Here is a 14034-nt window from a genome sequence, read left to right as displayed (position 1 = left end):
CCACACCGGGACAACGCCGCGATCCGGCCGCGGCTACAGCGCGCGGTCAACACGGCGTCAATGCCGCATCAACGCGACCGGTCAGGGTTTGGACACGGGACGCCACCGCTGACGGTGCGATCCCCGCGACCGGCCCCTCGACGGGACCGGGTCGCTTCCCCGTTCGAGCGGAAGGTGGAGGAGCGCAATGAGCGAATGGAGCAGCCGGCTGCGCCGGCACGGGCTCGCCGCGGCGGGCATCATGATCGGGCTGACGCTGATGGCGGCGCCGGCACAGGCGGGCATCGCCGGTCCCCCCGGCGCGTCCACGCAGATCGCCCAGGTCCAGGCGGAGAAGCTGGGCACCGCGGCGGTCAAGGTCACCCGGTCGGAGATGCTGGCCCGTGCCCGGGGCTGGCTGACGGCCAACAACGGCAAGCCGGTGCCCTACAGCATGAAGAAGAACTGGAAGGACGGCTACCGGCAGGACTGCTCGGGATACGTGTCGATGGCCGCCAAGCTGCCCAAGCCCGGACCCAACACCGTCGGCCTGTTCAACGCCCACACCGTGCCCATCGCGGTGCGGGACATGCGACCCGGCGACCTGTTCATCGACAAGGACGACCGGCCCGGCCCCGACTTCCGGCACGTGGTGATCTTCGAGAAGTGGGCCAACGCCGCCCGCACCCAGTACTGGGCCTACGAACAGCGCGGCACGTACGGCACCACCTACCGCAAGCTCTCCTACGGCCTCAAGACCGACGACTACAAGCCCCGCCGACTCAAGAACATCACCGGCTGACCCCTCTCTCCCCCGGCCTGTGGCCGGCCCGACACCCGGGCCGGCCACAGGCCGCCGTCCGGGTTCGAGAACAGGCACTCAGCTTGTCTTTCAACCGGTTCGGCGGGGTCTGGTGCCCTTCTGGTCGTGGGTTGGCCGGTTGTAAGCCTCGCCTGTGGCGGGAATGCGTCCGACGTCGAACCGTTGCGCAGTTGCGCGGGTCTTCGATCCGGAGGGTCGTCCCGGTCCCGGACGGGTGGGTTTCGGTGCAGTCGGGGCCTGGTCCAGCCGAGTGTCTGCTTGAGCAGGCGAAACCCTGTGCTCGATGTCGAATCTGCGCAGGAACGCCTGCCAGGCGCGGCCGACTTCGGGCGGGGTGGCGTCAACGCGCGACCACCACAACCAGACCGGCTTGTCCACCCCGCCGGAGGGCAGGTGCTCCGACCGTCAGCCAGATCACGGTGCCCTCGATGACCGGCAGCGGCCGTCACGGCCGGCCCAGGCAGCGCGGCTGGTCAGGCGTGGGTGCAGCCGGTTCCAGGCCCGCGCAGGTGGCGGAGTCGCCGAAGACGAACGCGCCCCGTGCTTGGACGGGCGTCCGCGGACCGGGTTGTAGCACCTGGGCGGGGTCGGCGGCGCATCACCCGATCCGACCGCATCCGACCCAGGACCTGCGCCGGCAGATCGCGCAGCAGCCAGGCGAGGCGGGGCGCGTCATAGCCGGCGTCGAGCACAGAGCTGGGCGGCGGTCACTGCGGCGACGTCCGCACCCGGTGGCAGCCGCACCACGTCCAACAGCGCCGTCCACGACGTGCCGGTCTCCAGAGCGGCCACGAACGAGTAGGGCCAGCCGGGGATCATGCGGTGTTCGTCCTTGCCGCTGCCGTAGGTGTGGCAGAACGACTGGTCCTGGCAGGTGTCGCCGTCGGGCCGAAGCCACGGCGACACGTCCACCGCCAGCACCAGGCGGCCGTCCGCGGCAACGGCAGCCCTACCAGCGTGTTCCGCAGCCGGTCGAGATCGACGCGGCCGTGGTTGACCGCGTCGTACAGCCCGCCGTGCCCGCGCCGGTGCTCCGGCGCCCACGACAACGCGACCAGCGTCCGCACCGGCCCGCTGGCACACAGCACGGCATTGCCCACCTCGAACAACCCGTCCGCCCGACGCGACAGACACCGTGGAACTCACGCCGGACCCCGGATAACCGCCCCAACGCCCGCTTCGAGTCGCGGTCGTGCACACTGATCACCCAGCCCTTGGTCGAAGATTCATCTGTGCAGATGCACCTTCGAACGTTTTCCGACCAGAGGGGCGATGCCTGTCGTTTCATCGCCGGATTTGGAAGTCACCCTCCATAGCATTACCGTTCCGTCGCTGAGACGGTATACCTCCGGTATCTTGTCTCCGCGTAGGCGGCTTTGACGGCTTAGGCGTCGGTTTCGGCGGTGGTGCCAGCGTGGCGGGCTTAGGCGACGTGGTGGGCGGTCTCGGCGTCGTGCCTGGCGGCCTGGTAGCGTCCGACGCACAGGAACTGCCGGACGCTGGCCCAGGGGCCGGATAGAAATAAACAGTCGGAGAGGGCGGCGTCGGTAGCGGCCCGACTTCGAGGCCGCCGGTGTTAAGCACGAGTTCGACCGCGATGCGGTCTTGTCACCCTTGCCCCCGTAGTCGCCGCCGTCGCGCGGGAGCCGCTCGACCTGCCTGGGCCCGAAGAATCACCAGATCACGACGGCGCCCCGCTCGAGTTGTTCGGCCCGCTCAATCGCCTCGAGGATGTAGGTCAAGCGCTCCGTGACTTCAACCACATAGTACTCATGATTCAGACGGGAGTCCTTGGGGTTGTCAGGGGGTGCCACGGTATGGATATTTTCGAGCAGCAGGTGGCATTCCTGACGAAAAGCTTCTAGTTCTTCGTGGCAGACGTACAGGTCTTCGCCGTCGAGACGGGGGAAGAACCGCGTGCCCAGCGTGCGGACTTCGGGTGAACCCCACACCAACGTCCGCCACTGCTCAGGACCCGCTAGATCGCGCCCCACCTCCAGGGGATCTAGGATTGCCATCCTCCCGTCTTCGTAGGCAATGTAGGCATGCACGTTCAGTGTCATTTCGGTAGCCACTTCCTTCCATTCTCCATGCCCAAACGGTTCCTATTCGAGACGTCCGGGTGCAGCTTCCGGCGGACTTCGACGGCTTTAGTTAGTGCCGACCGAAGTTGGGGCCGCATTCTAGCTTCGGTGAATCTGATGCCGATGGGAGTGTCGGCGTGCTCTCCGGGGAGGTATGGGCGTAGCTTTGGGTACATGTCGATTTTGGCAATCACCCCTTTCCCTTAACCCATTCAGCCGGACCTAGGGCCCGAGTTGCCGATTTCAGTTCCCACAGCACGCCTTCTTCGAAGCTGTCAACCTCGCCGATCCGCTTTACTTTTCCGGAATTGGCCCGGTCGCATACGTTGTAGTTCGTCTTTCATTCGAGCGGCAAGGTGGGAATCCCGGCCTGTGCGGCGCCCGGTGGCGGCATCACCGACGGGCGCACCGCATCGGCGACGGATGTACGGGTCAGCTGGTACGCAGTTCCAACAGAACGGCGGAATTCGCGCCGACGCCGCGACCCACGCCGGTCCACCGGCCGCTGTCTACGTCGACCTTGCTGGTCGCCCCGTCCACCCGCACCGTGGCGTCCACGTCGCCCCGGATCTGGAAGGTGTCCGGGACTCGAACACCAACCGCCCCGACCCGACGGCCGCACGGAAGCAGTAGTGCCCGCGATCAGGGTCGGTGTCCCTGCGCGCCCCCGACCGGCGGACCTCGATCAACCCCGGGCCCGCCACAGTCCACGAGCACGATCCGCCCGTCACCGGAGATCAGCCGGATGTCCCGCCGCGGCACTGGACGCGGCCGGGGCGACCCGGACACCGACGACGGCTCCATCCGCGACCGGGGTACGGCGGAGGCTGCGCCCCGCATCACCGCCAACCCGCCGCACAGCGACGCGAGACCGACCACACCGTGACACACCACGCACCAACCGCACAACGACACCTCGACACAGCGACTGGACCCGATCACACCGACCAGGCCTCGCAAGACACGACGCGGCACCACGAACCGTCTTGACATAGACGGGCCGGACCGCATGAACCGCCCCACACTTGCCCGAGCGGAGTAACAGCACATCCGTCACATGACCTAGAAAACGGTCGTGGGTTCGAGGTCACACCCGCGGTTTGCGGTGTCGAGGCGTTCGTTGCCCGTCCACGGTCGACGCTCGACGCGGACACCGGACCGCATAGTGCGTCCACTTCGGACTACCGCGTCCCGACCGGGCAGGGATCGAGACCATGGCACGAATCCTGCGGAGAAAGTTCCAGCGTGCGTCGAGTGCCGGCGACCGTGCCTGGGCGAACACACCGCGGAACGCAGGGATGTGGTCGCCCGGCATCCCGGACGTGGGTCGGCCTGGCCTGGCCCGCGAACGGCTGCACACCAACATCTGTACCGCGTAGAGGCACCGGCGGCCGGCGACGTTCAACGCCAAGCGCGCCGCCGTCGCCAGCGCCTTGGCCTACCTGGGCAACTCGGCGAGCGCCTCACCGAGGGCCTCGACCGCCAACGCCACCGGACCAGCCCGGACCAGCTCCCGCCCACCGCGACACCGCCGCTCCCGAGAGGAACACCTTGCCGAGCAACACACCCAGCTCTCCCGCCACCCCGACCGACGGCCACGACCGCGAGCTAACTTTCGGAGGCGGTCGTCCACCCGGTGCGGACGTGCCGGAAGACCTCATCCCGAATGCGAAGCACGACCTCGTCCTCGGCGACGGTCAACCCAACATCCGCAGACACCCCCGCCCCCATGCCAGAGGCGCGTCCTCTTCCTTCCTCGGCTCTTTCAACCCACAGCCACCGGGGAAGGCCCCACCGCGACCACCGCCCCCGTCCTCGCCGAACCCCACCATCGCGGAGGCAGCACGGTCACCGACGGCGAGAACCCCTACTCGGCCGCGTCGCAGTGGCGAGTGCCACGTGCCCACGAACTCGCCCTTGGATTCCGTCGTAGTCCCGGCGCACACGGTGGGCGATATGGCCGCCCATGAGCTCGGCGCATGTCACTCCACTGGCGCGCTGCGCTCGAAGCGGGTGATTGATGCCCAGTTCCCGAATTCCGGCACGGGCTCCCAGTTGATGTCGAGCGCCACGTCCCGGTAGTCGGTGTCCTGCTTTTCCTGAGCCTTTTTGTCGCGAACCTGCCGGTGGACGGCGCCGTCTTCGCGGTAGTCGATTTCCTCGATGAGTTCGGCTTGGCTGAGAAGGCGGGCTTCGTCGTCACCGTACTGCCAGCGGATGATGGATTCAAGGAAGAGCCGGTCGTCGTCGACGCGGCGGAAGGTGAACTTCTGCCACTGCCTGCCCAGGTGGTCCGGGAAGTACACGCCGAAGTAGTTCGGCCGCACCACCTCGACCAGCGCATCCGGTGCGTTCCGATCGCCGACGACGGCGGTGTAGAGCGTGCCCCGCTCGTCCCGTTCGCGGGCTTCCTCCACGGTCAGCTCTTCCACCGGGCGAACCCGCCGGAAGTTCCACCGCTCGCAATAGCTGGATTCCACGTCTACACCTTTCCGGTCGGCCAGACCTAGTGGACCTTACCATGTTCGTCGCGAATCACGATTCCGAGATCATCGGCCTTGTCGAGCACCGACTGCGGTATCGGCCGGCTCTGGAAGGGCACCTCCAGAACGAGGTCGCCGTTGAGCTTCTTACCGATCTGGTCGGGTAACTGTTCCCGGTTGCGCGGCGTGTCGGCAATCGTCTGCTCGGGGTTGTACTTGTTCTTCACCTCTGTCAGGTAGGAGTTCGCGGTGCTCTCTTTGACGTCGGCGAGTTGGCTGTGTTTCCGGGAGACGATGTCCTCCCCCGGCACGTAGGAGTCGAGGCGCTTGCCGTTGGTCAAAGTGATCTCATTGCCGCCGCCGCGCTCGGTGTAGTGCGGTTCCCTGGTCTCGTTGAACGCGACACCGTCGCAGATCCGGTTCCACGCCCCATCGGGGATCTTGTCCGGACGTCGTTCCCGCATTCCGTCGGCGCGCGGCGTCGCGCTGGCGTCCGGCTCCGTGTCGGCGTCCGCCGTGGTGTCTGTTTCGCCATCGGGCTGTTCGGGGTCGTTCGCCTCGATCTCGGGTTCCGCTCGGGGCTCGTCCACGCTGTCGGGCTCGTCCACGCTGTCGGGCTCATCCGACTCTGACGACTGCTCTTCGTCGATGAGCGCGTCGGCATCGCTGGTCGTCGGCGAATACGCCGGCTCGGAGGTGCCGTCGAGCTCCTCAGACCCTTCTGGTTCGAGCTGCTCCGATCCCGCCAGCGGTTGCTCGTCGTCCTCCATGCGCTCGGCGTCCGTCACCGACGACGGTGGCTCCTCGACCGGTGGCGGTGGCGGGAGATCTGATCCCTCGACGGGACGGGTGTCGACGCTCATGGTGATTCCGCCTTGAGGTCGAGCGCCGCCAGGGGCCACGTGGTGCCGAGGTTCAGGAAGGCCGTCGCCTCCAGGAAGCTGGTGGCGGGGACCCGCGACTGGCTGAGTGCGGCCATCGCGGGCTCGTAGACGCGGGAGCCCGTGATCACGGAACGGGACGGCCGCCACATGTCGGGATGTGTCCGCAGTTGGGTCAACTGGGCCGATGTCGTCGCGCCCGTCAACCGCAGGCCGCGGGCGGCCCACGCGGCGGTGTCCGGGTGCGGTGTCGGCAGGTCGACCGCTCTGAGCGCCCGCACCACGTCACCCCAGCGGTGGCGCCCGGCCTGCCAGCCGACCTCCGACCCGTCGCAGGGTGAGCCGCCGTCGACCGCGGCGAGCGCCATGTCGGCCAGGTGCGCGGTGAGCGTTTCGGGTTGGTAGTACGGCGTGAGTCCGGTGTACCTCGTGTCCACGGACGCGCGTACGCGGTGTGCGATCGCGCACTCCAACGTCCTGCGGTCGATGGTGCGGAGTTCCTCCAGCCATTCGGGCTCCGGGCGGGGTGCGGGCCTGCCGACGAGATGCGCGATGGTCAGCAGTTCGATCCACAGCACCAGTCGTGGCGTGTCCGCCAGCCGACCGGCCCCACCCAGCTCCCGCAACGTGCAGACGCGCCGGCGGCACGAAGGCCCGCAGGCGACGTCGCGGCTTCCCCGGACCGGAGGTGCGGCACGGGCGCCGGCCGACTCCCGGTCCTCCCCCAACGGCACCGCCACTCGGATCGGCCGGTCCATGCCGTCGGCGAAGACCACCGCGCGTCCCGGCGGCAGGGACACGATGTGGCGGGACTGCCTCTCGTCGAGGTTCATCGTCGCGCCGACCGTGTCGCGGTCGTCCTGCGCCGGCAGCCGGTGGACGATCTTGAGCGCGGTGTTCTTGACGACATCGGGAACGATCTTGGCGGGGATCTGTTCGGCGATGACGATTCCCTCGCCGTAGGAACGGATCTCGGCCAGCAGCGCGGTGAACAGGTCCACGGCGTGGGCGGCCGGTGAGCCCTCCTCGGTGCGTTTGAGCAGCCGATGGGCTTCCTCGATCACGGTGACGTGCCGCAGCGTCACAGCGCCGGCGGCACGTCTGGTCCGTAGGTGTTGGTGCAGGCGGATGAGCACCGCGCCGATGAAGAAGGCCTTGTCCTGGTCGTTGCCGACGTCCTCGATCTCCAGGACGACGTTGCGTCGCAACAGCTCCGCCACGTCGAGCGGGTGCCCGCCCTCGAAGAACCGGCCCGGCGTGCCCAGGCGTAGGGCGCTGAGCCGGACGTCGATGAAGCCCCGCACGTTGTCGGTGACCTCCCGACCGTAACCGATGCCCTCGACGACCTCCATCGCGGTGCGCTGCAGGTCGGCCAGGGTCGGGTACCGAGGGGTGATCCCGGGCAACCGGGAGTCGCCGAGGACCGGGTCCCACCCGAGGTCGGTGTAGCAGCGGGTCAATGCATGGCTGAGAACCTGGGGAAAGGGCTCGTCGGCCTCGAACGCGGCCAGGAACAACGCGCGCACCAGGTCGATGTGGGTCTGGATCGGGAAGCCCGGCTCCGGTTCCAACGGGTTGAGCCCCACCGGGGGTTCGTCCGGACTGCCCGGGCGGATGACGACGATCCGGTCACCGCCCAGACGGCCCGCCATCGCGGCGTACTCCGCTTTCGCCGGCTCGACCACCAGCCAGGGCACGCCCGCGTGGTGGAGCTGTTCGAGCAGGTGGCGCACGGTTTGGGACTTGCCGCCGCCGGTCGCGCCCGCCACGAAGGTGTGCCGGTTGAGCGTGGCGGGTTCCACGCCGAAGGATCCGTTGGGCTGGTCGGCGTCGTCGAGCACCGCACCCAGCCGGATCGGGCCGTCGCGCTCGGGCGTCACGTCGAACCTCGCCGGTTCCACCAACCGGATTCCGGGCAGCTCCTTGCGCGGCGGCCGGGCCACCGCGGCCAGCAGTTCGGCGCCGGCGGCGAAGGGCGAGCGCGGTGCGTCCGCGTCACCGACCAACGGCGCGGCGATCGCGTCGAAGGACCCCACAGCGGCTCACGGCACCAGGGCGTAGGGCAGCTCGTCGAGTTCGCTGGCCCCGCACAGCAGCGCGGCGGCCCGGCGTGCGCCGACCTCCGTCACGCCGCCGACGAGCACGTGGACGTTCCACATGCCGCCGACCCGCGCGCGGCTCAGCTCGCGGTAGCGCGCTTGGGCCCGTTGGAGCGCGACCCTGTCCGCCTCGGAGTTCTCCTTCTGCCGCATGCGCGGGATCGAATTCGACAGGTGGAGCAGCTCGCGGTCCACGGTCGACGCGGGCAGCGGTTCGGCCACCACCAGCCAGGCGAACGGGTCGCGCAAATGGGAGACGTAGTCGTCGAAACCCCCTCTGGCGCCGCTGTCGTCCGCGGTCCACAACGGGTCCACCCGTCCCGGGCACCTGATCCAGTGGGGGAAGTCCGCCACGTCCACCTCGGCGCTCTCACCGGTAGCGCCGGGCGGGTACAGCAGCGGGCCGGCTCCCTTGCCGGCGGGCGGGAAGTACGGTCGGCCGCCGACGAGGAAGCGCGACCGCGGGTCACCGGGGACCCGGCACCATGCCACGGCGATCGCCGCACCACCTTCGTCGACCAGTTCGGCGTGCGCCCCGGACAACGCCGCGAACAACTGTGCCGGCAGCGGGTCCGGCACCGCCGGGTCCTCCGGCGGTGCCGGCGCGGACAGCACCCGGTGCCAAGCGAACCCGTCCAGGAGCCCCGTCACGTCAGCTCCTCGGGGACAGCGCCACGCGTTCGAGCAGCGTGATGCCGGGGTTGCAGTCGCCGATCACCACGCGCCGACCCGACGGCGGGTTCTCCACCAGGACGAACGCCGTGGTGGGCAGCGACTGGATCGTCGTGGGCTCGACGGCGAACTCGTAGACGCGTTGCCGGGTGCTGCCGTGGTTGACCGACTCGGTGGTCGACTCGGTCGCCGTGGTCGACCAGTTGCGCGCCAGTGATTCGGTGAACGACGTCGACCGGGTGGTGCTGTTGGAGCCCCCGACCGTGTCGGCGAACCAGTGCGCCACGTCCCTGTTCCAGGACCGGCCCTTGGTGGTGGAGAAGCCGACCGTTTCACTCGTGGTCTCGGTGGTGCCCTCGGTCGCGGCGGTGCCCTTGCCGATCGCGGTGCCGGTCTGCGTGGTGATCTGGCTGAGGACGAACTTGTGACCGCGGCCGATGAACTCTGCAGCCGCCGCAGCGTCCTGGGCGTTGCCCAGCCGCATGAGGATGGCGGCGCTGTCGGAGCTGCCCAGCAGTTCCTTGAGGTCGCCGCGCAGCCGTTCCAGCAGCAGGATCAGCCGCAGGCCGGCGCGGCGGCAGTGCTTGGCCAACGACTCCAGGCCCTCCAGCCCGATCCCGTCGGCGCCGATCACGAACAGCACGTTGTCCCCGCCGTCGCGCTGATCACGCACGTCGTGCAGCAAGCGGTGGAACACGACGCGGTCCAGGAAGTCCTTGCGCCGGGTCTGCGCGTGGGCGGTCGCGACGACCGTCAGCCCCTCGGAGTTCCACAACCCGCCCAGCGGCTCGGCATCCGGTCCGGCGACCTCGTCCTTGGCGAGCAGACCGAGCGAGCTGGCCAGGAACTGCAACTCCTGCTGCACCCGGTCGCCTTGGCCGATCGTGTCCACGGCGGAGGTCAGGCGGGTGATCTCCTCGGTGCTCAGCGTCTCGTCGGCGCCGATGTCGTAGGTGCGGCGCAGCACTTCCAGTCCGGCGACGATCCTGCGGAAGGTGGGAGTCCCCTCCAGCCGGCGCAACACCGTCTCCAGCAGGTCGGTGTCCAGCGCGCGCAGGTCGACGTGGTCTCCGGGACGCCGCATGGTGTGCACGGCCTGGGCCAGCACGTCGGCCACCTCGTCGGACTCCAACCCGGCCAACACGCTGTAGCGGTCTGCGTGCAGCGGCAACTCCGTCTGGACGACCCGGTGGCCGCGCTCGTACAGCAGCCCGGCCAGGGCGCTGGCCACGTACTGCTCGCTGAAGTCGACCACCGTCAGCCTCGCCCCGGACTGCACCAGCGAGCACCCCAGCGTGGCCAACAGGCTCGTCCACCCCTCCGCGGTGCCGCCGAACACATCCACCCGGCTCGGCCCCGACCCCAACCGCAAGGGGTGCCACAGCATCGCGGCGGACTGGCGCGCCCACTCCGCCTGGTCGTGCGCGGTGATCCGGGACTGCCAGTCCTGATGGGCTTGGAGGAACTGGTTGTACCGCGCCTCACGCTCGGTCCTCGCCTGCGCCAAGGCGGACTTGATCTGTGAGTTGGGCACGAGGATCGGGAGGACCACGAACGCCGCGATCCCGGCCGCCAACGCGACGAACCCCAAGGTGGTCGAGCCCACCGAGAGCACGATCCACGCCACCACGGTGATCGCCAACCGCTTGGGCAGCTTCGCCTTCGCGACCGCCACCTTCTGCCGCAACACGCCCACGTCCGGCGCCGGCGGCTCGTACCACACCGGCATCCGATCAGCCTCGGGGCTGGGCGACACCGGCGCCGGCGGCACGTACTCCCACCCCCACCGCTCCTGCAGCACGAAAAGACGCTCGGCCAACACAACACTGGTCGAACTGGTCAAGACAACCCCCTCTCCGAGGCGAACCACGAGACAGGCCGCCACAGAAGAACTGACGGAGCGCCCGAGCGTTCGAGTAATCGATCACGTCGGGCACCTCGGGACGTCGTGTCCACGACGGGCACGGGACAACCTTCCTGTCGGGATGGAATACGAATCCCCCTCCACTTCCAAGTTTGCGCACCGTGGACCACCGACACTCGCCGCGCATCGCCAAGATTGCGCGAGAATGATCTGCCGGTGCAGATTTGTAGCACAGCACATGACCGTTCTGTCGATCACGGAGACGGACTACCGACGGCCCGCATTATTGCGGTGAAACGAAATCCCGCACCGCATCCTGCCCCGAACCTCGTCATCGTCGCCCGCCGACGATCACTTCGAGCGTGATCTGGTCGAGCTCGGACCCGGTTGCCGTCAGCTATCCGAACGTGCTCACGATCCGGCACCTCGATGGCGAGACCCGCGTGCGCGCCGACGTCGGCGACTCACGCGTCGTGCTGCTGGACGCCGCCACGACCACCGTCCACAACCTGACCGGGAGGGGTCTCGCGCGCTACCCCGCGATCGACGACGCGCAGTTCGACGAGGCGGCAGCCTCGTGCTGGCCGCACGCGACGGGTCGCTGCGCTGGGTTCCGCGAGACGCCGTCCCGTAGCCGCGGATGGAGTGGCCGGGTGCCGAGAACCGGGGGCGCTCGATCCACCGGTCATCGCGACGCTAGTCATGGCTTGCGGTGGACGATGAGGATCGGGGTTTCGGAGACGGTGACGGTGTCGCCGGGGTGCAGTGGGCTGCGGGTGCCGTCGAGACGTCGCAGTTCCTCGGCGTCCTTGGCGGCGGTGGTCGTGGCGGCACCGTCGAGCGTGCAGCGGACCAGTAGGCGGCGGTCCGCAGTGGTGAACTCGCACTGCCAAACGTTGCCCGGCAGGTTGCCCGTCAGGCCGTGGCCGCAGGAGCGGGTGGTGGTGCGGAACAGCCAGCGTTGCAACTCCTCCACCGCCAGGGCGGCACGGGTTGGTGGCCCGCCGACGGCCTGCAACGCGATGGGCAGCCGGGCGCCTCCCCAGTTGTAGGAGTAGGTGCGTTGGAGACTGACGTCGGTGCCGTAGATCGCGACGAGGTAGAACCGTGTCGCGTAGTCGACCGCCCGTTGCTCGTCCAGACGTTCCTCCCGGGCGTACTCGTAGGTGACACCGGTGTTCCACAGGGGCGGGTGCACACCGGCGTCGTGCGGTGCGTCACAGGTCTGCTGCAACAGTTCGATCATGGTCTCCGGCGGATCGGACGCCTGCCGCTGGTGCAGGTTGACGCCCGCGACGTCGCAGTGGTCGTAAGCGCGCAGCTCGGCGAACCGCCGGAGGAACCCGCGCCCTTCGGCCGTCCACAGCCGCGCCACCGAGGGGCAGACCACGACGGCCTCCGGATCGACGGCCTTGACGGCCCTGCCGGCTCGCGACGTCAACTCCACCAGTGTTTCGACCGAGCCCGAGTAGTAGCGGGGATCGTTGGCGTGGACCCACACCTCGTACGCTTCGATGCGGCCCCGGTACCGGGCGGCGAGCGTACCGACGAACTGGTCCCACCTGCGAGGTCGTCGGGTGGCGCGGAGCGTGATCCGTCGTCGTAGGGCGCCTTCGGTCCGTTCGGAGCCGCCCAGCCCGGCGTCCCGCCGAGGACCAAGGTCGCCGGGATACCCGCCTGCTGGGCGGCTACGACGAGCCGGTCGAGGACGGTCCAGTCGTAGGTGTCCGGCTGTGGGTGAAGGTTCGCCCACCGGGTCCGGCTGTCCCAGAACCGCAGGCTGCCCACCCGGAAAGCGGGCATCGAGCCACTGGCAGCCGCGTTGCTGGACGCGTACTTCACGACGTTCGCGGAACTGCGTGCGGAAAGCACGACCGTCGTCCGGGCCACCGCGGGCCGAGCAGAGGTCGAGCGCGTCAACGACATCCCGTTCACGTTGACCCAGGTCAGCCTGAACGACGTCATCGCGGGCGCGGCACCACCGGCGACCTTCACGGTCTCCCAGCTGGGCGGCCCGGACGTCGCCTCGCCGAACTCGTCACAGCGGCTCGCGGAACAGCGCCAGTACCTGCTGTTCCTCAAGCCGTCCATGACCGGTGATCCCACGCGGTTCATGATCACAGGCGATCAGGGTGTCTACGAGCTGACCGGGGACACGTACGGGTTCGTGGGCGCGACCGGGTCGGCCCTGCCGAACAGCCTCCCGGCCACATCGGCGACGGCTCTGGTCAAGGGTTGAGGGCAGGTGGCGAGCCGGTTGCATGAACTGCTCGCCACCCGCAATCCAGAGACAATCCGTCGATCACCGGCGGAGGAGGTCGACGTTGTCGGCCAGCCATTCGGCGTATCCCCCGTAGCGGCCGACCCAGCAGCCGAACGCCGGCGAACACCGGCACCAAAACCGTCTGCCGCGCCACGTCCCCGACGACCACCTCCACACCCTCCCGCCAAGCGAGGGTCTCGGACGGCGGCACCAGCACCCGGGCCACTTCCCTGCGGCGACCAGGAGGTGGCGCTGCCGGCGGCTATCGGTCACGGCGTCGCCCTGATCTTCACCACCCAACCCCGCGCCCGGGAAAATCCGTACCTGCACGCACTCGCCAAGCGCCGCGGGTGACAGCGGCGTCCGACCCTGGGGGTGATCCGTCCTGCGCCACGATCCTTCGACGACACGCGCCGCCAAGCTCGTTGTGCCGCTGCTGAGCATGTGGTTCTTCGGCAACCTCTACGAACAGCTCGTGTGGAACCCCGCAACTGCTGGCCGACCCACGGCCGGGCTCGGTCGTCGGCGTGTTCGAGGCGGGCAGCCCGGTCTACTACTACCTGCCGTGGGGACCGCTCGCGGTTCTGCTGGCCGTCGTCACGCGCGCGCCACGACCCGCGCTCGCGTGCCTCGCGGTGTCGATCGCGCTGAAGATCGTGCTGATCACGCAGATCAACCCGGTCTTCCGCGACCCGACCGCAACCCGCGACCTGGTACACGACCACGCGGTGCTGTGGGCGTTCGGCAACGGCGTCGTCGTCATCGCCGTGGGAGCCGCGATCCTGCTGATCCGGCGAGCGGCGACAACACCGAAGTCAGGCCCGGCGTAGGGCCGCGAGCGAGTCGGCAGTCAGGGGACACGACGTGGTCCGATCGAGACCGGCCA

10 protein-coding genes and 1 pseudogene are annotated in these 14034 nt (G+C 68.8%); 3 read left to right on the top strand and 8 right to left on the bottom strand.

What is annotated here, in order from left to right; genetic code table 11:
• Positions 1–187: 187 nt before the first annotated feature.
• Positions 188–781: a hypothetical protein gene (locus tag AB0A74_RS00115; RefSeq protein ID WP_358246658.1), complete on the top strand. Its 594-nt coding sequence runs from the start codon at positions 188–190 to the stop codon at positions 779–781.
• A 494-nt stretch (positions 782–1275) separates the two neighbouring features.
• Here the strand turns inward: AB0A74_RS00115 and AB0A74_RS00110 are convergent.
• The 8 genes and pseudogenes from AB0A74_RS00110 to AB0A74_RS00075 all read right to left on the bottom strand — a co-directional run bounded on the left by AB0A74_RS00110 (position 1276) and on the right by AB0A74_RS00075 (position 12326).
• A pseudogene (locus AB0A74_RS00110) lies at positions 1276–1890 on the bottom strand (transposase).
• 585 nt (positions 1891–2475) lie between these two features.
• Positions 2476–2865, bottom strand: coding sequence for a hypothetical protein (locus tag AB0A74_RS00105; protein WP_358246657.1), 390 nt, complete (start codon positions 2863–2865; stop codon positions 2476–2478).
• A gap of 2003 nt (positions 2866–4868) precedes the next feature.
• The gene (locus AB0A74_RS00100) at positions 4869–5366 is read right to left on the bottom strand and encodes a hypothetical protein (RefSeq protein ID WP_358246656.1); all 498 of its coding nucleotides are present in this window, start codon (positions 5364–5366) and stop codon (positions 4869–4871) included.
• Positions 5367–5392: 26 nt separating this feature from the next.
• On the bottom strand, positions 5393–6232 hold the full coding sequence (locus AB0A74_RS00095; RefSeq protein ID WP_358246655.1) for a hypothetical protein: 840 nt from the start codon (positions 6230–6232) through the stop codon (positions 5393–5395).
• On the bottom strand, positions 6229–8286 hold the full coding sequence (locus AB0A74_RS00090; RefSeq protein WP_358246654.1) for an ATP-binding protein: 2058 nt from the start codon (positions 8284–8286) through the stop codon (positions 6229–6231). The genes AB0A74_RS00095 and AB0A74_RS00090 overlap by 4 nt, the downstream gene beginning before the upstream one ends.
• Positions 8287–8292: 6 nt before the next feature.
• On the bottom strand, positions 8293–9000 hold the full coding sequence (locus AB0A74_RS00085; protein WP_358246653.1) for a hypothetical protein: 708 nt from the start codon (positions 8998–9000) through the stop codon (positions 8293–8295).
• A gap of 1 nt (position 9001) precedes the next feature.
• Positions 9002–10822, bottom strand: a complete 1821-nt coding sequence (locus AB0A74_RS00080; protein ID WP_358246652.1) for a hypothetical protein — start codon at positions 10820–10822, stop codon at positions 9002–9004.
• Positions 10823–11585: 763 nt separating this feature from the next.
• A complete protein-coding gene (locus tag AB0A74_RS00075) occupies positions 11586–12326 on the bottom strand; it encodes a hypothetical protein (protein ID WP_358246651.1) in 741 nt (246 codons plus the stop codon).
• 381 nt (positions 12327–12707) lie between these two features.
• Here AB0A74_RS00075 and AB0A74_RS00070 point away from each other — a divergent pair, with 381 nt between their 5' ends.
• Both AB0A74_RS00070 and AB0A74_RS00065 read left to right on the top strand, forming a co-directional pair.
• Positions 12708–13124: a hypothetical protein gene (locus AB0A74_RS00070; RefSeq protein WP_358246650.1), complete on the top strand. Its 417-nt coding sequence runs from the start codon at positions 12708–12710 to the stop codon at positions 13122–13124.
• Positions 13125–13675: 551 nt separating this feature from the next.
• Positions 13676–13978 carry a hypothetical protein gene (locus tag AB0A74_RS00065; RefSeq protein ID WP_358246649.1) on the top strand — a complete coding sequence of 101 codons (303 nt, stop codon included), beginning with the start codon at positions 13676–13678 and terminating at the stop codon, positions 13976–13978.
• Positions 13979–14034 lie beyond the last annotated feature (56 nt).

This window comes from Saccharothrix sp. NPDC042600, assembly GCF_040647305.1.
Taxonomy (GTDB): Bacteria; Actinomycetota; Actinomycetes; order Mycobacteriales; family Pseudonocardiaceae; genus Actinosynnema; species Actinosynnema mutabilis.
The sequence above is the reverse complement of the archived record's forward strand: the minus strand, read 5'-3'. Positions and strand labels throughout refer to the sequence as shown.

What these genes read in the sequence shown, in the direction of transcription:
- AB0A74_RS00105 (WP_358246657.1), bottom strand. Translation starts at nt 2,865, where the DNA reads ATGACACTGAACGTGCATGCCTACATTGCCTACGAAGACGGGAGGATG.
- AB0A74_RS00115 (WP_358246658.1), top strand. Translation starts at nt 188, where the DNA reads ATGAGCGAATGGAGCAGCCGGCTGCGCCGGCACGGGCTCGCCGCGGCG.
- AB0A74_RS00095 (WP_358246655.1), bottom strand. Translation starts at nt 6,232, where the DNA reads ATGAGCGTCGACACCCGTCCCGTCGAGGGATCAGATCTCCCGCCACCG.